Source organism: Candidatus Microbacterium colombiense (assembly GCA_029203165.1).
GTDB lineage: Bacteria > Actinomycetota > Actinomycetes > Actinomycetales > Microbacteriaceae > Microbacterium > Microbacterium colombiense.
The window spans coordinates 90,297-116,561 of sequence record CP119308.1; the positions used below are offsets into that span (position 1 = coordinate 90,297).

General features: G+C 68.5%; 26 protein-coding genes. 3 read left to right on the forward strand and 23 right to left on the reverse strand.

The window, feature by feature from the left end; translation table 11 throughout:
* Window positions 1-2 precede the first annotated feature (2 nt).
* The 3 genes from P0Y60_00455 to P0Y60_00465 all read right to left on the reverse strand — a co-directional run bounded on the left by P0Y60_00455 (window position 3) and on the right by P0Y60_00465 (window position 3,139).
* Window positions 3-1,988, reverse strand: a complete 1,986-nt coding sequence (locus P0Y60_00455; protein WEK61263.1) for a cytochrome c oxidase assembly protein — start codon at window positions 1,986-1,988, stop codon at window positions 3-5.
* Window positions 1,989-2,085: 97 nt separating this feature from the next.
* Window positions 2,086-2,373 carry an HU family DNA-binding protein gene (locus tag P0Y60_00460; protein WEK61264.1) on the reverse strand — a complete coding sequence of 96 codons (288 nt, stop codon included), beginning with the start codon at window positions 2,371-2,373 and terminating at the stop codon, window positions 2,086-2,088.
* 181 nt (window positions 2,374-2,554) lie between these two features.
* The gene (locus tag P0Y60_00465; GenBank protein ID WEK61265.1) at window positions 2,555-3,139 is read right to left on the reverse strand and encodes a TetR/AcrR family transcriptional regulator; all 585 of its coding nucleotides are present in this window, start codon (window positions 3,137-3,139) and stop codon (window positions 2,555-2,557) included.
* Between the two features lie 132 nt (window positions 3,140-3,271).
* Here P0Y60_00465 and P0Y60_00470 point away from each other — a divergent pair, with 132 nt between their 5' ends.
* Together P0Y60_00470 and P0Y60_00475 are read left to right on the forward strand one after the other, a co-directional pair.
* On the forward strand, window positions 3,272-4,333 hold the full coding sequence (locus P0Y60_00470) for an LLM class flavin-dependent oxidoreductase (GenBank protein WEK61266.1): 1,062 nt from the start codon (window positions 3,272-3,274) through the stop codon (window positions 4,331-4,333).
* A 207-nt stretch (window positions 4,334-4,540) separates the two neighbouring features.
* The gene (locus tag P0Y60_00475; GenBank protein WEK61267.1) at window positions 4,541-5,362 is read left to right on the forward strand and encodes an alpha/beta fold hydrolase; all 822 of its coding nucleotides are present in this window, start codon (window positions 4,541-4,543) and stop codon (window positions 5,360-5,362) included.
* A 90-nt stretch (window positions 5,363-5,452) separates the two neighbouring features.
* On the opposite strand, the gene P0Y60_00480 is transcribed toward P0Y60_00475, so the two are convergent.
* The 16 genes from P0Y60_00480 to P0Y60_00555 all read right to left on the reverse strand — a co-directional run bounded on the left by P0Y60_00480 (window position 5,453) and on the right by P0Y60_00555 (window position 20,054).
* Complete coding sequence (locus P0Y60_00480) at window positions 5,453-6,277, reverse strand: DUF559 domain-containing protein (protein ID WEK61268.1); 825 nt, start codon at window positions 6,275-6,277, stop codon at window positions 5,453-5,455.
* A gap of 255 nt (window positions 6,278-6,532) precedes the next feature.
* Window positions 6,533-6,838 carry a 30S ribosomal protein S14 gene (gene rpsN / locus P0Y60_00485; protein WEK61269.1) on the reverse strand — a complete coding sequence of 102 codons (306 nt, stop codon included), beginning with the start codon at window positions 6,836-6,838 and terminating at the stop codon, window positions 6,533-6,535.
* Window positions 6,839-6,841: 3 nt separating this feature from the next.
* A complete protein-coding gene (rpmG, locus tag P0Y60_00490) occupies window positions 6,842-7,012 on the reverse strand; it encodes a 50S ribosomal protein L33 (protein ID WEK61270.1) in 171 nt (56 codons plus the stop codon).
* Window positions 7,012-7,248 (reverse strand): 50S ribosomal protein L28, encoded by a 237-nt coding sequence (rpmB, locus tag P0Y60_00495; protein WEK61271.1) that lies wholly within the window; start codon window positions 7,246-7,248, stop codon window positions 7,012-7,014. The genes rpmG and rpmB overlap by 1 nt, the downstream gene beginning before the upstream one ends.
* Before the next feature lie 116 nt (window positions 7,249-7,364).
* Window positions 7,365-8,081, reverse strand: coding sequence for a DNA-3-methyladenine glycosylase (locus P0Y60_00500; GenBank protein WEK62833.1), 717 nt, complete (start codon window positions 8,079-8,081; stop codon window positions 7,365-7,367).
* Between the two features lie 7 nt (window positions 8,082-8,088).
* A complete protein-coding gene (locus tag P0Y60_00505) occupies window positions 8,089-9,945 on the reverse strand; it encodes a hypothetical protein (protein WEK61272.1) in 1,857 nt (618 codons plus the stop codon).
* Window positions 9,935-10,729: a TIGR03943 family protein gene (locus tag P0Y60_00510; GenBank protein WEK61273.1), complete on the reverse strand. Its 795-nt coding sequence runs from the start codon at window positions 10,727-10,729 to the stop codon at window positions 9,935-9,937. Before P0Y60_00510 ends, P0Y60_00505 begins: the two co-directional genes overlap by 11 nt.
* Complete coding sequence (locus tag P0Y60_00515; GenBank protein WEK61274.1) at window positions 10,722-11,711, reverse strand: permease; 990 nt, start codon at window positions 11,709-11,711, stop codon at window positions 10,722-10,724. The genes P0Y60_00510 and P0Y60_00515 overlap by 8 nt, the downstream gene beginning before the upstream one ends.
* 89 nt (window positions 11,712-11,800) lie before the next feature.
* Window positions 11,801-12,217: a transcriptional repressor gene (locus P0Y60_00520; GenBank protein ID WEK61275.1), complete on the reverse strand. Its 417-nt coding sequence runs from the start codon at window positions 12,215-12,217 to the stop codon at window positions 11,801-11,803.
* A gap of 62 nt (window positions 12,218-12,279) precedes the next feature.
* Entirely contained in the window at window positions 12,280-13,131 is an 852-nt protein-coding gene (locus tag P0Y60_00525; protein WEK62834.1) for a metal ABC transporter permease, read from the reverse strand.
* Window positions 13,132-13,169: 38 nt separating this feature from the next.
* Window positions 13,170-14,030: a metal ABC transporter ATP-binding protein gene (locus P0Y60_00530; GenBank protein WEK61276.1), complete on the reverse strand. Its 861-nt coding sequence runs from the start codon at window positions 14,028-14,030 to the stop codon at window positions 13,170-13,172.
* The gene (locus tag P0Y60_00535) at window positions 14,027-15,013 is read right to left on the reverse strand and encodes a zinc ABC transporter substrate-binding protein (protein ID WEK61277.1); all 987 of its coding nucleotides are present in this window, start codon (window positions 15,011-15,013) and stop codon (window positions 14,027-14,029) included. Before P0Y60_00535 ends, P0Y60_00530 begins: the two co-directional genes overlap by 4 nt.
* A gap of 123 nt (window positions 15,014-15,136) precedes the next feature.
* Window positions 15,137-16,816, reverse strand: coding sequence for a glycoside hydrolase family 13 protein (locus tag P0Y60_00540; GenBank protein WEK61278.1), 1,680 nt, complete (start codon window positions 16,814-16,816; stop codon window positions 15,137-15,139).
* A 48-nt stretch (window positions 16,817-16,864) separates the two neighbouring features.
* The gene (locus P0Y60_00545; GenBank protein WEK61279.1) at window positions 16,865-17,743 is read right to left on the reverse strand and encodes a carbohydrate ABC transporter permease; all 879 of its coding nucleotides are present in this window, start codon (window positions 17,741-17,743) and stop codon (window positions 16,865-16,867) included.
* On the reverse strand, window positions 17,743-18,714 hold the full coding sequence (locus P0Y60_00550; protein WEK61280.1) for a sugar ABC transporter permease: 972 nt from the start codon (window positions 18,712-18,714) through the stop codon (window positions 17,743-17,745). The genes P0Y60_00545 and P0Y60_00550 overlap by 1 nt, the downstream gene beginning before the upstream one ends.
* Complete coding sequence (locus P0Y60_00555; protein WEK61281.1) at window positions 18,711-20,054, reverse strand: ABC transporter substrate-binding protein; 1,344 nt, start codon at window positions 20,052-20,054, stop codon at window positions 18,711-18,713. Before P0Y60_00555 ends, P0Y60_00550 begins: the two co-directional genes overlap by 4 nt.
* Window positions 20,055-20,154: 100 nt before the next feature.
* On the opposite strand from P0Y60_00555, the gene P0Y60_00560 reads away from it, so the two are divergent.
* Window positions 20,155-21,375: an ROK family protein gene (locus tag P0Y60_00560; protein ID WEK61282.1), complete on the forward strand. Its 1,221-nt coding sequence runs from the start codon at window positions 20,155-20,157 to the stop codon at window positions 21,373-21,375.
* Window positions 21,376-21,517: 142 nt separating this feature from the next.
* Here P0Y60_00560 and P0Y60_00565 read toward each other — a convergent pair whose 3' ends face one another.
* From P0Y60_00565 to P0Y60_00580, 4 genes are all read right to left on the reverse strand, one after another.
* Window positions 21,518-22,855, reverse strand: a complete 1,338-nt coding sequence (locus P0Y60_00565) for a dihydrolipoamide acetyltransferase family protein (protein WEK61283.1) — start codon at window positions 22,853-22,855, stop codon at window positions 21,518-21,520.
* A 125-nt stretch (window positions 22,856-22,980) separates the two neighbouring features.
* Window positions 22,981-23,961 carry an alpha-ketoacid dehydrogenase subunit beta gene (locus P0Y60_00570; protein ID WEK61284.1) on the reverse strand — a complete coding sequence of 327 codons (981 nt, stop codon included), beginning with the start codon at window positions 23,959-23,961 and terminating at the stop codon, window positions 22,981-22,983.
* Entirely contained in the window at window positions 23,958-25,085 is a 1,128-nt protein-coding gene (gene pdhA / locus P0Y60_00575) for a pyruvate dehydrogenase (acetyl-transferring) E1 component subunit alpha (protein ID WEK61285.1), read from the reverse strand. Before pdhA ends, P0Y60_00570 begins: the two co-directional genes overlap by 4 nt.
* Window positions 25,086-25,189: 104 nt before the next feature.
* Window positions 25,190-26,257 carry a histidinol-phosphate transaminase gene (locus P0Y60_00580; GenBank protein WEK61286.1) on the reverse strand — a complete coding sequence of 356 codons (1,068 nt, stop codon included), beginning with the start codon at window positions 26,255-26,257 and terminating at the stop codon, window positions 25,190-25,192.
* Window positions 26,258-26,265: the final 8 nt, after the last annotated feature.

The window sequence follows — 26,265 nt, forward strand, 5'->3', positions numbered from 1 at the left end:
GCTCAGGCGCGTTCGCGCTCGGCCTGACGACGATCCCGCTCCGCCATGGCCGCCAGCTTGGCGTTGTACTCCTCGAGCTCGGCGTCGCCCGTGCGATCGGCGTTCCGATCGGTGCGGCGCTGCAGCTTCGTGTCGTTGCGGCTCCATTGGATGGCGACCGTGATCGCCAGGATCAGCGTGGGGATCTCACCGATCGACCACGCGATGCCCCCGCCGATGTACTGGTCCTCCATCGGGGTGGGGCCCCAGTCGCGCCCCATGGACCCGAACCAGTCGGCGACCATCAGGCCCTCCTGCATCATGATCGCCATGCCGAAGAAGGCGTGCATGGCCATCACCGCGATCAGGGTGATGAGGCGACCCGGGTACGGCAGGCGGTAGGGAACCGGGTCGGCACCGACCAGGCTCATCACGAACAGGTACCCCGAGATGAGGAAGTGCGCGACCATCCACTCGTGGCCGAGATGCTCGTACATCGACCAGCGCACGAGGTCGGTGAAGTAGAACGCCCACAACGAGAAGATGAAGATGCCGGCCGCGACGAAGGGGTGCGTGACGACGCGTGAGAACGGCGAGTGCACGGCCCAGAGGATCCACTCGCGTCCCCCGCGGGTACCGTCGTCGCGCTTGTGGATGGCACGCAGGGCGAGCGTGATCGGCGCACCGCTCACCAGCAGCAGCGGGATCGCCATCGAGAGCATCATGTGCCCGAGCATGTGCACGCTGAACAGGTACTCCTGGTACGCGTTGATGGGGCCTCCGGTGACCCACACCAGCATGAGCATGCCCAGCACCCAGAACACGGTGCGGTGGATCGGCCAGCGGTCGCCGCGACGGTGCAGACGGATGACACCGGCGAGGTAGAGGAACAGACCGAACCCGGCGGCGACGAGCCACAGGATGTCGATGTCCCACGACGTGAACCAGCGATCGATCGTGAAGTCCGGCGGGAGGGCGGTTCGCGTCAGCACCTCGGCGGGCGTTTTCGCGAACGACTCCTCACCGGTGGGCGGGGGCGTGCGGGCGAGGGCTGCGGCCGCACCGGAGGCGAGCCCCATCAGAGCGACCTCGCACAGCACCAGCATCCAGAACCAGCGGGAGGCCCGTTCGCCGTCGAGCTTCGGGATGAGGCGGGCGCGGTACCAGGCGCCCAGCAGGCCCATGCCACCCAGCAGCACGACCTTGGCGATGAGGATCGCACCATAGGGCGTGGCCAGCTGACTCCAGTCGCCGAGTGCGACGACAGAGCGGGCGACCCCCGAGATGGCGACGACGACGAACGCCGCGATGGCGAGGGTGGAGTAGCGGGCGACCAGGCGAGGGGTGTCGACGTCGGGGCGGCCACGCAGCACGATGAGCAGCAGCAGACCGCCGAGCCATACCGCGGCGCCGATCGTGTGCAGCAGGATCGAGTTGACCGCGACGTTGTGACCGGCCAGGTCTCCCGCGTGCCCCTGCGTGGCGAGCGGGATGAAGGATGCGGCGGCCAGGATCGCGGTGAGCAGAGTCGCCGTCCAGCTGCGCCAGGCGAACGCGAGGACCGTGATGATCGCTCCGAGCACGGTCGTGATGAGCCAGGACTGGCCGATGGCGAGAGTCAGGAGGAAGCGGCCCAGCTGCGCGCCGAACTCGCGCTCCAGGCTGAGCTGCGGGTTGAACGCCGCCATGAAGGCGAAGAAGCCCGCGAGCCCGGCGGCGACCGTGAACACGGCGGCTCCGATCGAGGCGACGTTCAGTGCGGTGTCGAACGACTTCTCCCCGCTGCGCAGTGCGAACAGTGCCAGCACGAGAGAGCCGAGCATCGCCGCCGCGGCGATGTTCATGACGAGTTTGGCGATCGGCGTACCCCAGAGGACGAACGCTCCGGGGTCCTGCAGCAGCGGCGCTTTCGCACCACCGCCGATCAGAAGCGCGATCACGACGGCCACGGCTGCGGCTCCGAGCAGGATCACCACGCCGGTGAGGCGGTACGCCGAAGACCGACTCATCGTATCTGCCCGGGAACTCACCCCTCCAGCCTAAGCCGCGGGAACGCAGAAGGCCGCCGCCCGAGAGGGGCGGCGGCCTTCGAGAGGTGCGTCGGAATTACTTGACGGCAGCCTTCAGCTTGGAGCCAGCGGTGACCTTGACGCGCTTGCCGGCCGGGATCTTGATCTCGGCGCCGGTCTGCGGGTTGCGGCCCGTGCGGGCAGCGGTGTCGACCTGCTCGAACGAGATCCAGCCCGGGATCGAGACCTTGCTGCCCTTGGCAACAGCGTCGGAGACCGTAGCGAACAGCGAGTCGAGGACACCGGAGACGGTGGCCTGGCTCTGGCCCGTGGCGCTTGCGATGCTCGCGACGAGTTCGGTCTTGGTGATGGACTTGTCAGCCATGTCATCCTCCAGCGACGAGATCCCGTCGCATCGTTGTGGGTGTCGGAGCGGATGCTCCTGGTCGAGTGACCGCCTTGAATGTATCAACGACAGCCGACATTTCCGCGTCATTTCGCGGGTTTTGGCGATTTACAGGGCGTGTTGCACCACTTTTGTCACTCTGTTAACAGGTTTCACGGCCTCAGAGGTGTCGATGCGCGTCGATCACCGCGTGCGCTGTGCGGGCGAAAGCGGGGACGACACGCTCCTCGCCGTCGAGGTATCCGCCCACCAGCGCGGCGTCGCGGAGCAGCACGAGGGATGCCGCGAGCTCTGCCGACCGAGCGATCCCGGCCCCGTCGGCGACCTCCTGCAGCGTCGAGCGGAACCACTCGCGGTGCTCGTCGATCAGCATGCGCACCGGGCCCCCGGCATCCGGATACTCCGCCGCGGCATTGATGAACGGGCACCCCCGGGTGTGCCGATGGCGGATGTCGGTCGCGATGCCCTCGATCACGGCATCGAGCATGCCCTGCGGGTCGGTCACGGCCGCACCGGCTTCGGCGAACATCGCGCGAAGGTTCTCGTCCTCGCCGCGGAGGTAGGCGAGCACCAGGTTCTCCTTGCCACCGAACTGCTTGTACAGCGTGGCGCGGGTCACCTCCGCCTCGGCGATCACACGGTCGACACCGACGGCGTGGATGCCGTCTTCGTAGAACAGCCGGGTCGCCGCGTCGATCAGGCGTGCGCGGGCGGGGCTGGGTCGCTTCGTCGTGTGGGTGCTCATGGGTTCCTCCTGCTCGAATAGACAGAACGATTGGTCTACGGGTAGCGTAGCCGGTTTCCGACTGTTGCAGGTCGATCTGCCCGCGGCATCCGCACCCCCTAGCGTCGACAGCATGTCTGCAGGAGGAGAATCATGACCGCCACCCCGCACATCCGCTTCGGATACTGGACCCCCATCTTCGGAGGATGGCTCCGCAATGTCGCCGACGAGCAGATGCCCGCCGACTTCGCACACCTCGCCGAGATCGCCCGCGCCGCCGAAGACGGCGGGTTCGACCTGACACTGATCCCCGAACTCAACCTCAACGACGTGAAAGGCCCGCAGGGTCCGGCACTCGATGCGTGGACGATCACCGCCGGGCTCGCCGCGGTCACCTCGCGACTCGAGCTGCTGGCGGCCGTTCGCCCCGGCTTCCACAACCCCGCCCTCGCCGCGAAGCAGGCCGCCACGATCGATGCCATCTCGGGTGGCAGGTTCACCCTCAACGTCGTCTCGGCGTGGTGGGCTGAGGAGGCCAGGCAGTACGGGGGCGTGTTCACCGCGCACGACGACCGCTACGCGCGCACGATCGAGTTCGTCGATGTGCTCCGTGGGCTCTGGAGCGAGACCCCCTTCTCCTATGCGGGCGACTACTACACGCTGGACGGTACGTTCCTCGAACCCAAGCCGCAGGTGCGACCGCGCATCTACGCGGGAGGGGAGAGCGAGGCAGGGCGCCGCACGATCACGTCGTTCGCGGATGCCTACCTGACGCACGGCGGCACCGTCGACGAGCTCCGGGTGAAGGTCGAGGACATGACCCGGCGTCGCGCGGCATCCGGTCGCACCCCGTTCGAGGCGTTCGGCATGGCGGCCTTCGCGGTCGTGCGCGACACCGAAGCCGAGGCGCGCGCCGAGGTCGAGCGCATCACGAACGTGCAGGACGGCCCCGCCTACGCCTCTTACCAGGAGTTCGTCAGCAAGTCGCAGCTCGACACCGCGGTCGACCTGAAGGACTACTCCGTGTCGAACCGCGGCCTGCGCCCCGACCTGATCGGCACGCCCGACCAGGTCGCCGAGCGCTTCCTCCGCTTCGCCGAGGTCGGGGTGTCGACGTTCCTGCTGCAGTTCTCACCGCAGCTGCCCGAACTCGTGCGGTTCGCCGAGGAGGTCATTCCGCGCGTGCGGCGGCTGGAGGCGCTGCGCGACGCCTGAGTCGCACTCCGGGGTCCGCCCCGAACGGGAGGAGTTCTCGGGCTTGGGAGGAGCATCCGCGCGAATTCCTCCTCCCAAGCGGGAGATCTCCTCCCTTTCCCTCTGGTTCCGGGAATAAGTTGCAGTAGATAGAACGTTCGGTCTACTATCAATGCAACGCACTCCCCATTCCGGCACTTCGCCGGGTCGAACAGAGAGAAGAAGATCATGAGCACCACCACCAAGACCCCCATCGTCCTCATCCACGGGCTCTGGATGACGCCCACCAGCTGGGATACCTGGGCCGAGCGCTTCCGGGCACAGGGCCACGAGGTCATCGTGCCGGGGTGGCCCGGCATCGACGACCGCACGGTCGCCGACATCCGCCGAGACCCATCCGCGCTGAAGGGCATCGGACTGACGCAGATCACCGACCACTACGAGCGCATCATCCGTGCTCTCCCCGTGAAGCCGATCATCATGGGACACTCCTTCGGCGGCGTCATCACACAGATGCTCGCCGACCGGGGCCTCGGCGTCGCGTACGTCGGCGTCGCCCCCGGACAGACCGCCGGTGTCACCGCACTCCCCCTCTCGACCCTGTGGACCGGCACGCCCATCCTCTCCAACCCCTTCGGCCGCAACGGCGCCAAGCCGCTCTCGAAGCGCCACTTCCACTTCACCTTCGGCAACGACCTGCCGCGCGCGGCATCCGACGCCCTGTGGGAGGAGTCGGCAGTCAACTCCTACAACCGCGTCTTCTTCGAAGGCGTCACCTCGGTGCTGAACGAGAAAGGTGGCGTGACCCACGTCGACTACGCCCGCACCGACCGTGCCCCGCTGCTGCTGATCGCCGGCGAGATCGACCACGTCGTGCCGCCGACCATCGTCCGCGCGATCGAGAAGAAGTACCGTTCAACCGGAAGCCCCGCCGTCGTCGAACGCAAGGAGTACGCCGGGCGCACCCACCGGCTCGTCAGCCAGGACGGCTGGGAACAGATCGCCGACGACGCCCTCGGCTGGGCCGTCGCTCACGCCACCGCATCCTGACCCGGTGTTGGGCGGATAACTCACCGTTGGGCGGAGGATGCCGGCGAGGAAGTCCGCCCAAGCCGGAGAAGTCCGCCCGACGTGAAGTTCTCACGTCGCGAGGTGCAACCGCTGCGCGACGGCGACCAAGATCCGCCCCTGGACTTCGGGCCAGCGGTGCATCAACTGCTCGTAGCTGATCCGGATCACGTGGTAACCACGGATCGTGAGCTCGGCGTCATGCGCGATGTCCTGCGAACGCTGGGCTCCGACGTGATGTCCGCCGTCGATCTGGATGACCAGCCGCTCCCCGAGCAGGAAGTCGACGAGATGCCCGAAGATCCACACCTGAGGCGTGATCGCGATCCTCAGCCAACGGAGCCTCGAGTGGAAGATCGTCTCGGTTCCCGCGTCGGAGAACGGACGCGCGAGTTCGAGCAATGCCCGCGCCGACGGGTGCAGCGGAGCTCGTGCGAGCACCTGCGGATCGACAGCCTTCGTCCGCAATGCCGATTCCCACGTCGCGAGTGCGTCTTCCTGTGGCTGGCAGCGCGCGAGGAGGATCAGAGCGTTCTCGATCGAGTCCTCGAGCAGATCGGGGTCGCGCGGGAACACCGGCCGACTCCAGTGCACGATCGCCGTGGCCGCCTTCGCATGACCCGACTTCGGCGGCGCGGCCACATGCGGTTCCGACGAGGACGTCACCCACAGGCCTCGGCGTGCCGCCAGCGTGACACAACTGATCACGACTCCCCGTTTCGCCGCAGCGACCAGCAGCGGATCCGCGTCCGGCAGTGCGACCCAGCCGCGGCACACGGAGAAGACCCGACCGCTCTCGACGGCCCTCCGCAACGCATGCGCGGTGATCCCCGATCTGCGCAGAGTCCCCACGCGGCCCACACCTTGCCGCTCCTTCAGCATCCGCACGACGTCCATCCATCGAGGATGCCTCCCGCACGGCATCCTCTTTCTGCCCGTACCCATGAACAGTGGACTACCGCGCCCGGACCAGGTCTGTGCATGACAACTGCTCGGGCGGAGATCTCTGCGTTGGGCGGCAAATCTCAGCCCAAGAGTCCGCCCAACGACGAGAACTCCTCCCGAACGCGAACGCGAACGCGAACCCAACCCCCAGGGCACGCAAAAGGGGCGAGGATCCGAAGATCCTCGCCCCTCATTGTCTGCTGAGACTTACCAGCTGGACTTGGTCACGCCGGGCAGCTCGCCACGGTGTGCCATGTCACGGAAGCGGACACGCGAGATGCCGAACTTCGTGAGGACACCGCGGGGGCGGCCGTCGATGACGTCGCGCGAACGCACGCGAGCCGGCGACGCGTTGCGCGGCAGCTTCTGCAGGCCGACGCGTGCGGCCTCGCGGGCCTCGTCGGTGGCGTTCGGGTCGACCAGGGTCTTCTTCAGCTCGGCGCGACGCTCTGCGTAACGCTCGACGATGACCTTGCGCTGCTCGTTGCGAGCGATCTTGCTCTTCTTAGCCATTGATCAACGCTCCTCTCGGAATTCGACGTGCTGACGGATGACCGGGTCGTACTTCTTGAGCACGAGGCGGTCGGGGGTGTTGCGGCGGTTCTTCTTGGTCACGTACGTGTATCCCGTACCTGCCGTCGAACGCAGCTTGATGATCGGACGTACGTCCTGAGCCTTCTTGGCCATTAGAGCTTCACACCCTTCGCCTGGAGGTCCTTGACCACGTTCTCGATGCCGCGGACGTCGATCACCTTGATGCCCTTGGCGGACACGTTGAGCGTGATCTTACGACCGAGCGACGGAACGAAATAGGTCTTCTTCTGCACGTTCGGGTCGAAGCGGCGCTTCGTCCGGCGGTGCGAGTGCGAGACGTTGTGACCGAAGCCGGGAACAGCTCCTGTCACCTGGCACACTGCTGCCATGATGTGACTCCTTCATTACCGTGAGACCGGACGGCCCCACCCAAGATCCCTTGTCTGCATGCCCCCCTTGCGGGCCGGCACGCGAACTGCGCACAGGAGTGTGCGCAGACAAAGAGTCAGTTTAGCACGGTCGACACGCCCGCCGCGTCCTGCGCCCCACGCCCCCATCGGAAGGGTGAGACGGTCGGATCGCCGGCGATCCAGAAGCGCCAGGGGAACGCATCCGTGCCCGCCACTCCCGCGACGCCGACGCGCGGCCCCGATGCGACCTCGACCGCGGGGCCGCGCAGCCAGAGCTCGGCGCGCGCGCCGCGGAAGTCCTCCCCCGTCACGGCATCGATGCCGTCGTGCAGCGGATGCCGCAGCCCCACCGCCTGCCCCAGACGGCCCGGTCCACGCGCGAGGTCACGGCGTGCGGTCGAGCTCAGCGGCAGCACCGCGCCTCGCCGGAGGGCCGCGGCATCCGACCCGACGACCACCTCGCCCGCTCGCAGCAGCACCCCGTCGCCCTGCCCCTCGGGTCCGCAGACCACGTTGACGCAGGAATGGATGCCGTGGCTGAGGTACACGTACAGGTGCCCCGGCTCGCCCCACATCGTGGCGTTGCGATTCGTGCGTCCCATTCGTGCGTGCGATCCGGGGTCGGCCACGTCTCCCGTGCCCTGGCCGTGATACGCCTCGACCTCGGTGATGCGCAGACGCACCTCGACCGCCTCACCTCCGTGCGCGTCGACGACGGTGCGCAGCTCGGCGCCCAGCAGTCGAGGGGCGACATCGACCGCGGATCCGATCAGATCCGCTCGCGTCGCTCGACGCAGGGCGCGCTCCGACACGGTCACGTCAGAAACGCGGGGCCGTCTGGCACCACGACACGTCGAACCCGGTCAGCGCGACGAGCTCGTCGCCCGTGCGCAGGTCGATCAGGTGGGTCTCCATGTTCTGCGGCAACGGCAGCAGCATCTCGTCGTAGGGGTTGTTCGCGAGGTCGGGAGCGATCACGACCGCGGCATACTGTCCGCTCGGCGAGGCGCAGGCCTGCAGGATCGAGTCCGCGGCGCCGACCTCGACGAGGGGCTGTGCGACGCCGTCGTCGCCGACGCGCACGATGGCCTGTCCGGAGGGGATGCCGCTGTCGTCCCGCGCCACGACATGGCGCAACGTGCCGCCAGGGAAGGGGGTGATCGTGGTCGCGGTGCCGTAGTCGGGGTCGGATGCCGCGAGCGGCTGCTCGGATCCATCGGCGAGGTTCAGCTCGACCACGGCCCCGTCCAGTCGCTCCACGATCGCGGTGTAGGTGCCGCGCGTGACGCCCTGGATGGTCGCCGCGAGCCCGAGCGACTGCACACCGGCATCCGTCGAGCGATCGACCAGCGACAGCGCGCCGTCGAAGTCGATGAACAGCACCGCCGCACTGTCGGGCACGAACTGCCAGGCGAAGACGCTGGCCTCCTTGCCGCCGACCTCGATCACCTGCGGATCGTCGTCGCCGCTCAACGACTGGGTCACGAGCACGCTGGCCCGCCCCTCGGTGTCGCTGAGCGCCTTGTCGGAGTAGTTGTAGCCGACGAGACCACCGCGTTCGGAGACCTGGATCGCGCCGACGTATCCGGTGCCGGGCAGCGTGAGCTCGCGCTCGTCCGATCCATCGCGGTCCATGACGAGCAGCTTCGAGCCGTCGTCTTCCTCCACTGCCACGACGAGCTGCGACGAGGTCGCGCGGAAGTCGTTGATCTGCTCGGTGGAGTACACCGGCACGGCTTTCTCACCCGACAGGTCGGTGCGGAAGATCTTGTCCTCGCCGTCGACGTCGCGGCGCAGCAGGAAGATGCTCGCCGCCGGAGTCGAGAAGGTGGTCGAGAGCGTGGCCGCTGGCCCTCCGCCGGCTCCCACCACGTCGGCGACCTTCACCGTGTACTCGGTGTCGTCGTCGAGGGGCACGGTGAAGCGGATGCCGATGCTGCGACCCGCCGCATCCACCGTGAACGGAGCCGCCGGTTCGACCGAGACCTGCGAGGCGTCGATCGCACCGAGGGACTGGTTGGCGGTGAGGATGACGCGGCTGCCCGAAGAATCGATGGCATGCTGCGGATCAGCCTGCACCTTCGTGACGCGCGGCCCCTGCAACAGGCTCACGATGCCGAATCCCGTGCCGATCAGCACCAGCACGCCGAGCACGGCGACGAGCGTGAGCACGAAGCGTCGAGAGGGCAGCGTGCGTGTCGGCTGCGTCGTCCGGGTGGATCCCTGCCGGGGGAACGGCGGCTCCGGCTCGTCGGCAGGGCTCTCGGGTTCGAAGACAGGCGACTCGAAGACAGGCGACTCGTCGACAGGGGACTCGACGACCGGCGACTCCGGTTGGGCGCCGATGATAACGGGCTCCGGGGCGAGGGGCACGTCGGGGATCGCGGTCGCCGCGACATCTTCACGAGCGGCGGCCTCGAAGGCGGCCATCTTGCGCGCTGCGGCCTCCTGCTCGGCGACCTCGCGATCACCGGCCCGGCGAACGGCTTCATCCCGTGCGGCCGCCTCCACGGAACCGACCTCCGGCCCGACATCCGACGGGCTCTGATCCATGGGCGCTTCCGCACGGCTGATCCGCTCGGCCTCGGCCTGCTCGGCGGCCTCGCGGGCTGCCCGCAACTCGGCCCGCGTGCGGGGTACGGCGGGCAGCTCGGGGCGCTCGTCGTCAGTACTCATAGGGGTCCCCGGGCTCGTCGATCGCTGTGACGTCGCTCGGTTCGATGTGCAGCGCGCCATCGGCATCCGCCCGTACGGTACCCGTCACCTCGACCCACTGCCCGGTCTTGTACTGGCTGGGATCGACCTCGACCGGCAGCATCGCGGTCTGCGCATCGATCACGCAGTGGGTGATGACGAGACGCGTGAGGTTGACGCCGTCGGCTCCCGATCCCCCGGGGGTGACGAATCCGGTGAGCGTGACGTCGGCGCCGTCGTAGGCGGCGGTGTTGGTGGCCGTGGCGAACACGCTCGCCCAGTCGCCGATCCCGAACGTCTTCGTGTCGGCGACGCCGAGGGTCACCGTGTCGGCGCCCGCGAAGAGCGCGGTCTGCTCCCCCGCACGCGAAATCGCCAGCTCGACCGAGAGCGAGGCGGGCGGCAGCAGGAGCGCCGCGGCGACGACGCTCGTGGCGACGACTCCGCCGGTGACGGCGCCGACCGTCGCGAGCGTGCGGCGCGGCGAAGTGGGGGCCTCGACCGCGTCATCCGCACTGGGGCCGTGGCCGTGGTCGTGGCCGTGATCGCCCTCGGCGCCGATGGGCAGGGTGCACGACCAGATCGCTCCGGCGAGGGTGACGACGGCGGCCGCACACGCGAACCAGACCGACTCGGGGCTGATGTAGAGCGTCAGGCGCCCGGTGACGCCGAGACCGAGGGTGACGACCGCGATGAGGGTGGCGAGCCCGACGCCGAGCCACCGGGAACCGATGGCACGGGCGCGAGAGGGAGCGTGCTCAGACAAGGACGTTCACCCCGATCCCGATCACGAACGCGGCCGACACCACGATGCCGACGATGCCCGCCAGCGTGCGGGCCGTGAAGGTCGTGCGCATCAGGGCGAGCATCTTGATGTCGACCAGCGGCCCGACGAGCAGGAAGGCCACGAGCGCCCCCGACGAGAAGGTCGAGGCGAACGACAGGGCGAAGAAGGCGTCGACGTTCGAGCAGATCGCGACGGTCATCGCCAGCACCATCATGGTGACGATCGACAGCACGGGGTTCGAGCCGATCGCGAGCAGCATGTCGCGCGGAATGAGCACCTGCACGGCTCCCGCGAGCGCCGAACCGATCACCAGCGCCGGCATGACCGCACGCAGCTCGACGAGGAACTGGGTCAGGCTGCGCTTGACCGGGGTGCCGTGCTCGTGGGTGACGCGCTCGCAGGTCGCGACGAACCGCTCGGTCAGCAGGGCGTCGGGAGAGGGGTGGCGGCTGTAGATCCAGCCGATGAGGTTCGCGATCAGGTAGCCGCCGACGAGGCGGGCCACCAGGATGCCGCCGTCCCACCCGAACGCGGCGTGCGTTGTCAGGATCACGATCGGGTTCACGATGGGCGCGGCGATCAGGAATGTCAGCGCCTCGGCGGGGGCGAGGCCGCGCATCATGAGTCCACGGGCGAAGGGCACGTTGCCGCACTCGCACACCGGGATCAGCATGCCCAGCAGTGAGAGCACGGCGCGGCGGGCCCAGGCGCGCTTCGGCAGCCAGCGCTGGATCGCATCGGCCGGCAGCCACACCTGAACGACGATCGAGAGGATCACGCCGAGGATCACGAAGGGCAGCGCCTCGATCAGCACGCTCAGCGACAGCGTCAGGCCGTCCTGCGCACGCGTGGGAAGCGAGGCGGAGAAGAGTGTGGGGAGGAACTGATCGATCAGGAACAGCGCCGCGATCACCACGGCACCCAGAGCGACCCCGATCCACGGAGACCGCGGGGGCCGCACCGATCCGTGGGAGCGACCGGCGGGCGAGGGGGAGGGCCGGAAGCCCGTACGCGACACCTCGGGCCGGGTCCCCGCGCTCGTCGAGGGGCTCACGCCTTCGCTGCCCGCTCGGCGTCGCGCTTGTTCGCGCAGGGGGTGCACAGGCCGAAGATGTCGACCACGTGTGCAGCATCCGTGAATCCGTGCAGCGCCGCGGTGCGATGAGCCCACTGCTCGACGTCCTTGGCCTCGATCTCGACCGTCAGACCGCATGACCGGCAGATGAGGTGATGGTGGTGGCCCTGCGTCGTGCAGGCCCGATACAGCGCCTCGCCCTCGGGGCTCTGCAGCGAATCGGCATCGCCGGACGCCGCGAGTCCGGCGAGTGCGCGATACACCGTGGCCAGTCCGATGCCGGTGTTGTCGTCGCGCAGCGAGGCGTGCAGGTTCTGCGCGCTCACGAAACCGCGCGCGTCGGCGAGTGCTTCGCGCACGCGTTCGCGCTGCCAGGTGTTCCGCTGAGCCATACCGAGAGTCTAAACGGCGGGCATTGCCGAGGGCTGGGAAAGGACGTGAGGCCGGACCGGGATCACGCCGCCACGCGCCGCACGCGGGCACGCGAGCGCTGTACGATCCAGCACACCACGTAGATCGTGAACGACAGCGTGGTGATGTACGGGCTCACGGGGAGGGTTCCGGCGAGGGCGAGCAGGATGCCGCCGACGGCCGAGACGAAACCGAACAGCGCAGCCAGGAGGGGCACAGCGACCGGCCCCGCGGTGATCCGCATCGCTGCGGCAGCCGGGGTCACCAGCAGCGCCATCACCAACAGCGCGCCGATGATGTGCACGCTGACCGCGACGATGAGTCCGAGCAGCACCATGAACAGCAGGCTGACCGCGCGGGTCGGCACACCGCGCGCCGCGGCCGACTCGGGGTCGAGCGAGTCGAAGCGCAGCGGATTCCACATGACCAGCAGTCCGACCAGCACGACACCGCTGATGCCGATCAGCCATCCGAGGTCAGGGCTCGAGACCGAGACGATCTGCCCGGTGAGCAGGCTGAAGCGGTTGGCACTGCGTCCGTCGTAGAGCGACAGGAACAGGATGCCGAGGCCGAGGCCGAACGGCATGAGCACCCCGACGATCGAGTTCCGGTCGCGGGCCTTCGCGCCGAGCAACCCGATCAGGATCGCGGCCACCAGCGCTCCGCCGAGCGAACCGACCACCACGCTGCCACCGAACAGGAGCGCAGCCGCGGCTCCGGCGAACGAGAGCTCGCTCACCCCGTGCACCGCGAAGGCGAGGTCGCGCTGCATCACGAAGACGCCGATCAGGCCGCCGACGATGCCGAGCACGGCGCCGGCGATGATCGAGTTCGCGAGCAGGGCCACGAGCTCGCCGTAGTCCTGGAAGGAGAAGACGTCACTCCAGTCGACCATCGGCACGATGCCGGAGAGGACGGTGCCGGTCACGACGTTCATGCGGCACCTCCGTGGTCGTGGTCGTCATCATGGAAGTGGTGCGGCTCGGCATCCGGAACGCCGACCACGACCAGGCGATCACCCGCCCGCAGCACGAACACCGGGGTGCCGTAGAGCTCGGTGAGCACGCGCGTCTGCAGCACTTCGTCGGGGGTGCCGAGCAGGAAGCGTCCACCCGCGATGTAGAGGATGCGGTCGACGCGCCCCAGGATCGGGTTGATGTCGTGCGTGACGAACAGCACCGCGGCACCGCGCTCGCGGCGCTGGCGGTCGATGATGTCGGTCACCCCGACCTGATTCGCGAGGTCGAGGTTCGACAGGGGCTCGTCGCACAGCAGCAACGAGGGCTCGTCGGCGAGCGCCTGCCCGACCCTCAGCCGCTGCTGCTCGCCGCCCGAGAGCATGCCGACGCGCCGGTCGGCGTAGTGCGCGGCGCCGACGGCCTCGAGCAGCCGATCGACCTTCGCGCGGTCGCCGCGGTGCGGGATCGGGAACCCGAAGCGGCTGCCCTGCACGCCGAGGGCGACCAGGTCGCGGGCGCGCATGCTGGTGTCGGGCGCGAGGGAACGCTGCTGGGGGATGTAGCCGATGCGCGAGTTGCCGCGATGCACCGGTTCGCCGGCGACACGGATCGTGCCGGACGACAGGGGCTGCAGGCCCAGGATGCTGCGCAGCAGGGTGGTCTTGCCCGAGCCGGACGGCCCGAGCACCGCGATGAACTCGCCGGGCTGCACCGAGAGGTCGAGCCCCGACCAGAGTTCGCGGGAGTCGCGATGCAGCGACGCGTTCGCGATCTCGAGGACGGGGCTCGCCGTGGCATCCGGCGTCGCTGCGCGCGCGGCAGCGCCGGCGCTCACGACTGGATCGCGGCGGCGAGGCTCTGGATCGCGTCACGCATCCACTCAGAGTACGACGATCCGTCGGTGAGCAGCTCCGTGAAGGCGACGACAGGGATGCCGGCATCCTTCGCGGCAGCCTCGACCCGCTGAGTCTCGGCGCCTCCGGTCTGCGCGTTGGTGAGCAGTGCACCCACCTCACCGCTGTCGATCACGTTCAGCGACTCGAGCAGCACGGCGGGGGCGACGTCGGTGCCCTCCTCGACCGACTCGGCGAAACCCTCGGGTGTGACGTCGGTGAGACCGGCGGCTGCGGCGAGGTAGCCGGGGAGCGGCTCGGTGATGAAGACGTTCACGCCCTCGGCATCGGCCTGGAGCCCGGCGAGGTCGGCCTCGAAGCCCTCGAGGTCTGCCGTGAGATCCGCCGCGTTCGCCTCGAAGTCGGCCTTGCCGTCGGGGTCGAGTTCGCTCAGCTCGTCGGTGATCGCCTCGACGACGTGGATCATCGTGTGCGGGTCGAACCAGACGTGCTCGTTGAAGCCCTCGATGTGGTTGTGACCCTCGTGGCCCTCGGCGTCTTCGGCGTGATCGTGGTCGTGCTCGGCCTCGTCAGCGGAGTCGTCATGGCCCTCGTTGCCGGGGAAGTCGTGCGAGTACTCGACCGCGGTGACGACGTGCGGGTCGTTCGCATCCTGCAGCAGCGTGTCGACGAACGCGTCGTAGCCGCCGCCGTTCTCGATCACGAGGTCGGCCTTCTGCACGGTCAGCCGGTCGCGGGCCGTGGCTTCGTACGAGTGCGGATCCTGTGTGGCGGACTCGATGATCGAGGTCACGTCGACGCGGTCGCCACCGATCTGCGCGGCGATGTCGCCGTACACATTGGTGCTCGCGACGACCTGGATCGCTCCGTCGCCGCCCTCTCCCGCTGCAGGGGCGGCAGTGCATCCGGCCAGGGTGAGGGCTGCGACGGAGGCGAGGGCGAGGGCGACGACGGGCTTCTTCATGCTCTCACTCTAAACGCTAATGAGAACCATTATCAAATTGGCTGTGTGTTCTTCGTCTGGGGGTAGGAGATGACGCGGAGGTAGGCCGATCCGGCTGGGATCGACCTACCTCCGCTCCATCGCCTACGCTCGTGCGATCCAGGCGGTGGCGTCGCCCGGAAGAGCGCCCGTGGCGAGCGCCGAGGTCGACAGCACGACATCAGCGGCATCCGCGCCCAGGTCGAACGGCTCGGAGCCGAAGTTGGTCACGACCTGCCACCCGTTCGGCCGCGCGAGGCGTAGAACGTCGGCTCGCCCGGTCTCGATCCACTCCAGGTTCTCGTCGGCCTGCAGCAGATGCCGCAACCGCAGCGCCTCGCGATACAGCGACAGGGTCGATGAAGGGTCGGCGGCCTCCACCTCGACCGCATACTCGGCGAACCACGTGGGCTGCGGGAAGTGCGCCTCGCCCGCGCCGAAGCCGAAGGACGAACCGGATGCGGTCCACGGCAGTGGCACGCGGCATCCGTCCCGTCCGACCCCGTCTCCGGCATCGTCGCGGAAGAACGCCGGGTCCTGCCGGTGCTCCGGCGCGATCTGTGCGACCTCCTGCAGGCCGAGCTCCTCGCCCTGATACAGGTACGTGCTGCCGGGCAGGCCCAGCAGCAGCAGCGTCGCCGCGTGCGCCCGACGCAGCCCGCGCTCGCGGTCCACCCCGCTGGACGGACCTCCCGCCTCCAGCCACTCGATGCCCTGCTTGATCTGACGACCGTTCAGCGGCGGCAGGCCGTAGCGGGTGGCATGCCGGGTCACGTCGTGGTTCGACAGCACCCACGTCGTCGACGATCCTGTCGAATGCGCCTGGGCGAGGTTGTCGGTGATGATGCGGCGGAAGTCGGAGGCCACGAAGTCGGCGACCAGCAGATCGAAGTTGAACGCCTGGCCGAGTCCCTCCGCCGAGGCGTACTTCGCACGGCGCTCGGGTGTCTCGACCCAGGCCTCGGCCACAGCGGTACGGGGCGGGTCGTACTCGTCGAACACGGCACGCCACTCGGCGTAGATCTCGTGCACGTCGTCGCGGTCGATCAGCGGATGCCGGCCTGATGTGCGGTCCATCGCGTCCAGCTCCGCCTGGCTGGGCAGCGGCTCGGTCAGGTCCTTCGTGAGCATGTGCGCGACGTCGATGCGGAAGCCGTCGACGCCGCGGTCCGACCAGAAACGCAGTGTCTGGAGGAAGTCCGCACGCACCTCGGGGTGGTCCCAGTTCAGGTCGGGCTGCTCGACGGCGAAGCTGTGCAGGTACCACTGCCCGTCTGCGACACGCTCCCAAGCGTTCCCGCCAAATGCCGCTCGCCAGTCCGTCGGCGGTTCCGCGCCGTCGGGACCGCTGCCCTCGCGGAAGATGTACCGGTCACGGGCGGCCGACCCGCGGCCGGCGGCGAGCGCCTCCTGGAACCACGCGTGCAGGTCGGAGCTGTGGTTCGGGACGATGTCGACCACGACCCGGATGCCGCGCGCGTGAAGAGCCGCGACCATGTCGTCGAAATCGGCGAGGGTGCCCAGGCGCGGATCCACGTTCCGGTAGTCGGCGACGTCGTACCCGCCGTCGGCGAGCGCCGAGGGGTAGAACGGACTCAGCCACACCGCATCGATGCCGAGCTCAGCCAGGTAGTCGGCGCGCGAGACGATGCCCGGGATGTCGCCGAGCCCGTCGCCGTTCGCATCGGCGAAACTGCGCGGATAGATCTGGTAGACGGCCGCCTGCCGCCACCAGGCGGCCGTCTTCTCGTCTTCGTGGGACGCGGTGAGAAGCGCATCGGTCATAGGGGTGGTGCTCCTTCTTGTTGTTGCGGTCTGGTGAGGCGCCAGGTCTCAGCCCTTGACGGCGCCCTGCGTGACACCCTCCATGACGAAGCGCTGCGTGAACAGGTACGCCAGGATCGCCGGGGCCATCGCCATCAGGTACGAGGCGAACGACACGTTGTAGTTGTTGCTGAACTGGTTCTGGAAGAGGTTCTGCCGCACCGGCAAGGTCTGCAACGCCGGATCGGAGATGATGAGCGACGGCATCATGAAGTCGTTCCAGGCGTACAGGAACGCGAAGATGCCGACCGTGGCACTCATCGGCGCGAGCAGCGGGAAGATGAGCTGCCAGAACGTCTGCCAGGTCGTGGCACCGTCGATGCGCGCACTCTCCTCGAGCTCCAGCGGGATCGAACGCAGGAACGCCGTGAACAGCAGCACGCTGAAGCTGAGCTGGAACATCGTGGCGAGGATGATCACGCCGAAGGGGTTGTCGAGGCCCACGCGCCCGGTGAGCTGGATCTGCGGCAGCGCCACCACCGGGAACGGGATGAACATCGCCGCCAGCAGGTAGAAGAACGAGTAGCGGAACAGCTTGCGGTCCCAGTTGCGCACGATCGCGTAGGAGGCGAACGCCGCGAGCACGATGGTCGCGATCACGGTACCGGCGGTGACCAGCAGCGAGATGCCCGCGCCGACGGGGAACCTGGTCAGGTTCCAGGCCTCGACGAATCCCTCCAGACTGAACGGGGCAGGCAGCGAGAAGGCGTTCCCGTCGACGGCCTGTTCCGTGGTCTTGAACGCCATCGAGATGGTCACGTACAGCGGCAGCAGCACGGTGACGGCGCACAGGATCAGGATGATGGTGCCGGACCAGTTGACGCGCTCCATGCGGATGCGCGGCTTCTTCCCGGAGGCGGTGACGGTGGTGATGGTCTGCGTCGACATCAGAGGGCGTTCCTTCCGCGGGTCAGCGAGAGCTGCAGCAGGGAGATGAGCACGGCGACGATGAAGAAGATCGTCGCATTGGCCATCTGGTAGGCGTAGTCGCCGCCGTTGAAGCCCGCGATGATGGTCATCGCGACGCTGCGGGTGGAGGTTCCCGGCCCGCCGTTGGTGAGTCCGACGATGATGTCGTAGGCGTTGAGGAATCCCTTGAACCCGAGGATCACGTTGATCACCACGTAGCCGGCGACGAGCGGAAGAGTGATGCGGGTCAGCTGCTGGGTCTTGCTCGCCCCGTCGATGCTCGCGGCCTCGTACACCTCGCCCGGCACCGAGAGCAGGCCCGCGATGTAGATCAGCAGCGTGCCGGGCACGGCCTGCCACGCGGTCACGATCACGATCGCGATCCAGGCGAGATCCGGGTTCGCGAGCAGGCTCGTCGACAGCCACGGGATGCCGGTGGCGGCGCCGGCGGCGGGGATCGAGTTGGAGAACAGGAAGTTGAAGACGTAGGCGATGATGATGCCCGAGATGACCATCGGGATGACGAAGACGGTGCGCAGCCCGGTCTTGAAGCGGATGCGGGAGGTCAGCCCCACCGCCAGCAGGAACGCGACCACGTTGACGACGATCACCGTGGCGATCGAGAAGCCGAACGTGAACAGGTAGCTCTGCAGGATGGCCGGATCGCTGAACATCGCGATGTAGTTCGTCAGGCCGTTGAAGTTCCACTCGCCGATCCCGATGGAGTCGGTGAAGCTGAAGAAGATGCCCATGACCCCGGGCACCGTGATCGCGAGCGTGAAGAGCACGAGCGTCGGCAGCAGGAACAGATAGTAGATCGGCTCGACCCGGCGGGTGCGCCGACCGAGCTTGCGCGGCCCGCCGGTGACGATCGCCGTGGTGTCGGTGGTCGGGGTGTTCGGCTTGGTGATGCGGGGAGCTGCCGGGTTCGGCAGTGCGGTGTTCGTCATGGCGCGGACTCCTCTGTCTCGCCGGATGCGGATGCGTCGCCCGATGCCGAGTCCTGGGTCGACGGGATCGGAGCGCGGAACGCGATCCTCGCCCAGTCGGCATCCATGGTGCGCAGGGTCGAGGTGGTGGACGCGCCGAGCACCATCGCCTGGGCGTAGTTGAAGATCGGGAGCGTCTTGGGGACGAGCACGGACGGACCCTGGTAGATCTGCCCGTTGTCGTAGTACTCGATCATTCCCTCGACCCGCGGATCATCGGGCGCCGGGGCGCCGTCGGTCGGGGTGAAGCCGAGCTGGGAGGCGTTGTACTCCTCGATGTTCTGAGGTTCGTAGAGGAACTCGAGGAAGTCGCGGGCGGCCTCCTGATGCCGTGATCCCTCGGGGATCATCGCCGCGAGGTCCATGTTGACGCGCACGCCGAGGTCGGCGGGGTCGTCGGTCATGGGCAACGGGAAGGTGCCGAGCTCGAGGTCGGGCGCGGTCTTCGCGATCTCGCTGAAAGCCCAGGGGCCCTGCAGGTACATCGCCGCCTCGCCCTTCGCGAAGGCCAGGTTGCCGTCGCCGTAGCCGCGGCTCGCGGCATCCGCATTCGTGTACTCGTCGGCGAGCAGCATCATCCGATCCATGGGCTCGGCGAAGTCCTTCTGGAACGACACGTCGGAGTCGGGGCCGACCCCCGTGCCTTCCTGGGCGAGTGCGTCGAAGAAGTCGATCACGTCGACGGAGCCGCCGGCGGTGTAGTCGTACCAGCCCTGACCCACGGTCCAGTCGTCCTTGAACGTGGCGTAGAACGGGTCGATGCCGGCATCCTTCAGTTGGTCGCAGACGGCGATGAGCTCATCCCAGGTCTTCGGCACCTCGAGACCCTGCGCCTCGAAGATCTCCTTGTTGTAGATGACGGATGCCGCCATCACGGAGTACGGAAGGGCGCTCGTGCGACCGGGGCAGGAACCGTACTGATCCATGAGCGGCTGCAGGTCGTCGCGGATGTCCGACGCCGCATCCGTCTCGGAGAGGTCGGTGAGCGCACAGCGCTGCACGAAGCGGGCGATCTCGTAGTTGTAGTTGGCGAGCATGATGTCGGGCGGGTTGCCCCGCACGAAACTGGCAGAGACGACGTCGACGCCCGAGGTGTCGATCTCGACGCGCACGTCGTCCTGCGAGGCGTTGTAGGCCGCGACCAGCTCGGTCATGAAGCCGATCGCCTCGCGTTTGCTGAAGGTGAAGCGGATGGTCTCCGCCCCGGAGCCGGCTGCGCAACTCGTGAGAGCGGCCCCGACGAGCGTGAGCCCGAGGGCCCCGGCGACCCAGCGCACCGCGCGTGTTCGATTCACAGACACCGTCGTCCTTTCGATATGTAGATCCGCGTACTAAATCTAGTGAGCGAATTTACTTTGTCGAACGGTACTCTCTCATTGGATGAGAGGGAGGTCAAGGCCTGTGACAGAAGTCTCCGCAGACCTGGGCACCGGACGCGCGAGCGTCGGTGCCGTGCTCGACTTCGCCTGGACCACCGGGGAGTTCACCGCGACCGAGGTGATGGCGAGCACGTCGATGACCCGCTCCACCGCCATCGACGCGATCGACACGCTCGTCGGCGCAGCCGTGCTGACAGAGCTCCCGAACGCCCGCGTCGCCGGAAGCTACCGCTCCGGCCGCCCCTCCCGCCGCTTCGTGCTGTCGGCCGCGCTGGGAGTCGTGATCGGCGTGGATGCCGGCGACACGCACCTCGCCGTCACGGTCGCCGATCTGCGCGACCGCGCGCTCGTGCACCACCGCACCGACCTCGATCCCTCGCAATCCGCCGCCGAGCGACGCAAGACCATCCTCGGACGGATGGATGATGCGTTGACCGAGGCCGAACACGCGCGCGGCGACGTCCTGGCCGTGTGCATCGGCGTGGCCGCGCCGGTGAATCGTGACGGCATCTCGCCCCCGCATCCCGACGGGTTCTGGGAGCGCACCAACCCCGGTCTCGCCGAGGCGCTGCGCGGCTGGGCGCCCGTCGTGCAGATCAAGAACGATGCCCAGCTCGCCGCGATCGCGGAGGGTGCGGAAGGCGCCGCGATCGGATGCCGCGACTACGTCGCCCTGCTCGCGAGCGAGCGGTTCGGCGGGGGCGTGGTGGTCGACGGGCACGTGCTGCACGGCGCGCACGGCGGCGTCGGCGAGGGCGTGGTGTTCGACCACATCGTCGGCGTCGGCTCAGCCTTCGGCCTCCGCTACGCCGTACAGGACCAGGTGCGCTCGGCCATGGACGCCGGCGAGATCGCCTCCGGCGGCGCAGTCGGCCGACTGGTCGAGGGTGACCGCATCGATCCCCGCCTCCTGCTCACGCTCGCGGCGTCGGGCGATGCGGATGCCCTGCTCGTGACCTCCCGTGTCGGAGCCACCGTGGCCCGCATCGTCGGCGTGCTCGGGAGCATGTACGACCCCGACCGAGTGATCGTGTGCGGAGCTGTCGCCGAGAGCATCGAGCCCGTGCTCGCCGCGGCCCGGCGCATCCTGCCGGACGAACTGCATCTGCCCGCGCCCGAGATCCTCGCCTCGACGCTCGGCGCCGAAGTGGTGTCGGTCGGCGCCGTGGCGACCGCGCGCCGCCTCGCGCGGGAGCGCGCGGTGCCCCTGCTCGCGGAGCAGCGGCTGCGCGCCTCGGCGTAGCCCGCGGCATCCCCCGCCCTTGCTGCGCTCGTGTGTCGCACCGTCCGGGCGTAGGCGATCGCGCGAAGGTAGGCCGATTCAAGCTCGAACGGCCTACGCCGGAGTCATCACCTACGCCGGAGATGCCGGTCGAACGCCGGTGTCAGTCGACGAGCAGCGCGGGCTCCTCCAGAACGGATGCCACGTCGGCGATGAAGCGGCTCATGCCGTCGCCGTCGATCACGCGGTGGTCGAAGGAGCCTGCGACCGTGGTCACCCAGCGCGGACGCACCTCGCCGTCGACGACCCACGGCTTCTGGCTGATCGTGCCCATCGCCACGATGCCGGCCTCACCGGGGTTGATGATGGGCGTCCCGGCATCCATCCCGAACACACCGATGTTGGTGATCGTGATGGTGCCGCCCTGCTGATCGGCGGGGCTGGTCTTGCCCTCGCGTGCGGTGAGCGTGAGGCGGTTCAGGGCCCTGGCGAGCTCCTTCATGCCGAGATCCTGAGCGTCCTTGATGTTCGGCACGAGCAGGCCGCGGGGTGTGGCCGCGGCGATGCCGAGGTTCACGTAGTGGCGCACCGCGATCTCGGCCCCGGAGTCGGTCTCGATCCAGGCGGCGTTGACCATCGGCGTGCGGCGGGCGGCCCAGATCACGGCGCGCGCCATGATCAGCAGCGGCGAGACGCGGATGTCGGCGTAGTCGGGCGAGGCCTTGAGGCGCTTGACGAGCTCCATGGTGCGGCTCGCGTCGATCTCCTTCCACACCGTCACGTGCGGCGCGGAGTACGCGCTCTGCACCATGGCGGAGGATGTGGCCTTGCGCACGCCCTTGACCGGGATCGACTCGGTGCGGCTGGCGTCGCCGGCAGAAGCGGCGGGGGCGGCGATGCCACGGGCGAGTCCGACCGGGGCGCTCTGCGGCGCGGGCACGGTCTCCTCGCGGACGGCACCCCATTCGGGCGTCTCGATGTTGCGGAACACACTGGCCTGCGACGCATGCTTCATGACGTCGTCGCGGGTCACCTCGCCGTCGGCACCGGATGCCGCGACCGTCGTCAGGTCGACACCGAGGTCGCGGGCGAGCTTGCGGATCGGGGGCTTGGCGATCACGCCGACCGAGGAGCGCACGGGGCGCTCAGCCGGACGCTTGCGCCGCGAGGTCGCTCCGCCGCCCGTGCCGTAGCCGACGAGCACCGAGCCGCCGCCCTCTTCCGGAGCGGGCGCCACGGCCACGGCGGGGGCACCGGCCGCTTCCGTCACGAAGGTGATGATCGGCGTGCCGACCTCGACCGTCGAGCCCTCGGCGACCAGCAGTTCGCCCACGACGCCGGCGTGCGGCGACGGCAGCTCGACGAGCGACTTCGCCGTCTCGATCTCGCAGATCACGTCGTTGATGGCGACCGTGTCGCCGGGGGCGACCTTCCAGGTCACGACCTCGGCCTCGGTCAGGCCCTCACCGACGTCGGGGAGGTTGAAGTTCTGCGTGCTCATGAGCGGTCCTTTCGGAGGGTGCCTCGTTCATAACTCCTCAGAAACGGTCCGGATTCGGCCCGAAGGGGTCTGTGCAGCTCGCCCTGCGCCGGCTTTTGAGGAGTTGTGAACATGGAACAGCGGTGTCAGTAGGCCAGCGAGCGGTCCACGGCTTCGAGGATGCGGTCGGCATCCGGAAGATACGCGCCCTCGAGCTTCGCGGGCGGGAACGGAGTGTCGTAGCCGGAGACGCGCAGCACCGGCGCCTCGAGTGCGTAGAACGCCCGCTCCATCACGGTCGCCGCGACCTCGCTGCCGATGCTCGTGAACCCCTGTGCCTCCTGGGCGTAGACCATTCGACCGGTCTTTCGCACCGAGTCGAGCAGGGGCGCGTAGTCGATCGGCGACAGCGACCGCACGTCGACGACCTCGCAGCTGGTTCCCTCGGCCTCGGCGAGTGCGGCCGCCTGCAGCAGGGTTGTGACCATGGCGCCGTGTCCGACGAGCGTGACATCGGTGCCCGTGCGCACCACCCGCGAGGCATGCAGCGGCGCCGCGGAGGAGGCGAGGTCGACCTCGCCCTTCTGCCAGTACTTGCTCTTGGGCTCCATGAAGATCACGGGGTCGTTCGAGGCGATGGCCTCCTGGATCATCCAGTACGCGTCGTTCGGCGTCGACGGCGACACCACCCGCAGTCCGGGAGTGTGCGCGAAGTACGCCTCCGGGCTCTCCTGGTGATGCTCGACGGCACCGATGTGCCCGCCGTACGGAATGCGGATCACGATCGGCATGGTGATCGCGCCCTCGTGTCGGTTGGTGAGCTTCGCGAGCTGCGTGGTGATCTGGTCGAAGGCGGGGAACACGAAGCCGTCGAACTGGATCTCGATGACGGGGCGGAACCCGGTCATCGCGAGGCCGATCGCCGTGCCGACGATTCCCGACTCCGCGAGCGGGGTGTCGAGCACGCGACGGTCGCCGAAGTCGCGCTGCAGGTGCTCGGTCACGCGGAACACGCCGCCGAGCTTCCCGATGTCCTCGCCCATGAGCAGAACCTTCGGGTCGTTCTCCATCGCCGCACGCAGGCCCGCGTTGAGGGCCTTGCTCAGGGGCATCGTCTCGAGAGTCATGCGTGTCCTCCCTCGAACGAGGCCTCGTATCGTGCGCGCCAGGCCTTCTGCTCATCGATCAGCGGATGCGGCTCGCTGTAGACATGGTCGAAGATCTTCCCTGCGGGCGGCGGTCCGAGTTCGACCGAACGGGCACGGAGGTCTTCCGCGGCGTCGGCGCCCTCGGCATCCACCTCGGCGAAGAAGGATGCCGCAGCACCCTTGTTCTCGAGGAAGGCGCGCATGCGCAGGATCGGGTCGCGCCGCGCCCACGATTCTTCCTCATCGCTGCCGCGGTACTTGGTCGGGTCGTCGCTCGTGGTGTGCGCGCCCAGGCGGTAGGTGACCGCTTCGATCGCTCGGGGGCCCTGTCCGCTGCGCGCCTCGTCGAGTGCCACCCGCGATACGGCGTAGCTGGCGAGCACGTCGTTGCCGTCGATGCGGACGCTGGGGATGCCGTAGCCGGCGCTGCGCTGCACGAGCGGGACGCGCGACTGCGTCGAGACCGGCACCGAGATGGCCCAGTGGTTGTTCTGCAGGAAGAAGACGGTGGGCGCCTGGTAGCTCGCGGCGAAGACCATGGCCTCGTGCACGTCGCCCTGGCTGGATGCTCCGTCGCCGTAGTAGACGATGACGGCCTCGTCGCGGTCGACATCTCCGGTGCCGGACCTGCCGTCGAACTCGAGACCCATCGCGTACCCGGTGGCGTGCAGCACCTGGGAGCCGAGAACCAGCGTGTACAGACGGGTGTTGCCGTTCTTGGGGTCGGTGGGGTCCCACCCGCCGTGCGAGACGCCGCGCATCAGCTTGATGATGTCGACGGGGTCGACCCCGCGGATACGCGTCACCGCGTGCTCGCGATACGAGGGGAAGATCGTGTCCTGCGCGCGGGCGGCGCGACCGGAGCCGACCTGCGCCGCCTCCTGTCCACGGCTCGGCGGCCACAACGCGAGCTGCCCTTGGCGCTGCAGGTTGGTCGCCTGGGTGTCGATGGCGCGGATGACGACCATGTCGCGGTAGAACTGCTCAAGCTCTGCATCGCTGATCGCTTCGATCAACGGCAGGTACTGCTCGGCGGCAGCGGAGGGGACGAACTGTCCGGTCTCGTCCAGAACGCGCACAAGAGGTGTCTCGGGGGTGATCACGTTCTCACGCTACCGGCGCCCGCATGCCACGTCACGCATACCTAGGACGCCCTTGTAAATGCGCGGAACCCGGAGAAACGGCGTGGAGATGGAGGCGCCGGGAGTCACCGCGATGCGGCGGCGACCTCCAGCACGCGGGCGATGGAGGGCTCTTCTCCGACCGAGATCCGGATGCCGTCGCCCGAGAACGGACGCACGATGAGGTCCGCTGCGACGAATGCGGCGGCGACCTCGTCGGTGCGCGCGCCGGTGGGCAGCCAGACGAAGTTCGCCTGCGCATCGGGCACCTGCCATCCCTGCGCACGCAGTCCGTCGACCAGCAGCGTGCGTCGCTCGACGATCACCGCGACACGCTCGAGCAGCTCGGCCTCGGCGTCGAGGCTCGCGATCGCGGCGTTCTCGGCGGCGGACGTGACCGACAGCGGGATGCCGGTGGTGCGTGCGGCGTCGAGCACCTTCTCGTTGCCGATCGCGTAGCCGATGCGCAGGCCGGCGAGCCCGTAGGCCTTCGAGAAGGTGCGCAGCACGACCACGTTCGGGTGACTCTCGAAGACGCGCTCGGCGAGGCCGTCGACGGCACCCGGCGCGGTGACGAACTCGGCGTACGCCTCGTCGAGGATGATCAGGACATCGGCCGGGACGCGCTCGACGAAGGCGGCGAACTCGGCGCTCGTGATGATCGGGCCGGTCGGGTTGTTCGGGGTGCAGAGGATGATGGCGCGCGTGCGCTCGGTGACGGCATCCGCCATCGCGTCGAGGTCATGCGTGGATTCGGCCGTGAGCGGCACCTGCACTCCGGTCGCTCCGGCGACCAGCGGAAGGCTCGGGTAGGCCTCGAAGGAGCGCCAGGCGTAGATGACCTCGTCGCCGACGGATGCCGAGGCGAGGATCAGCTGGTGGAGGATCGAGACGCTGCCCGCGGCGACGTGCACCTCATCGGGTCGGACGCCGTAGCGCTCGCTCAGTCGGGCCCGCAGCCGGCCGGCTGTCGCATCGGGATAGCGGTTGATCGGCGTGGTGTGCTGCAGCGCCGCCACGACCGAGGGGAGCGGATCGAACGGGTTCTCATTGCTCGACAGCTTGAAGGCGTCGGGCCCGGCCTGCTTCCCCTGGCGATACGGCGCGAGGGCGGCGATGGCTGGTCGGATGCGGGGCAGAATCGGCTCGGTCACAGTGACGA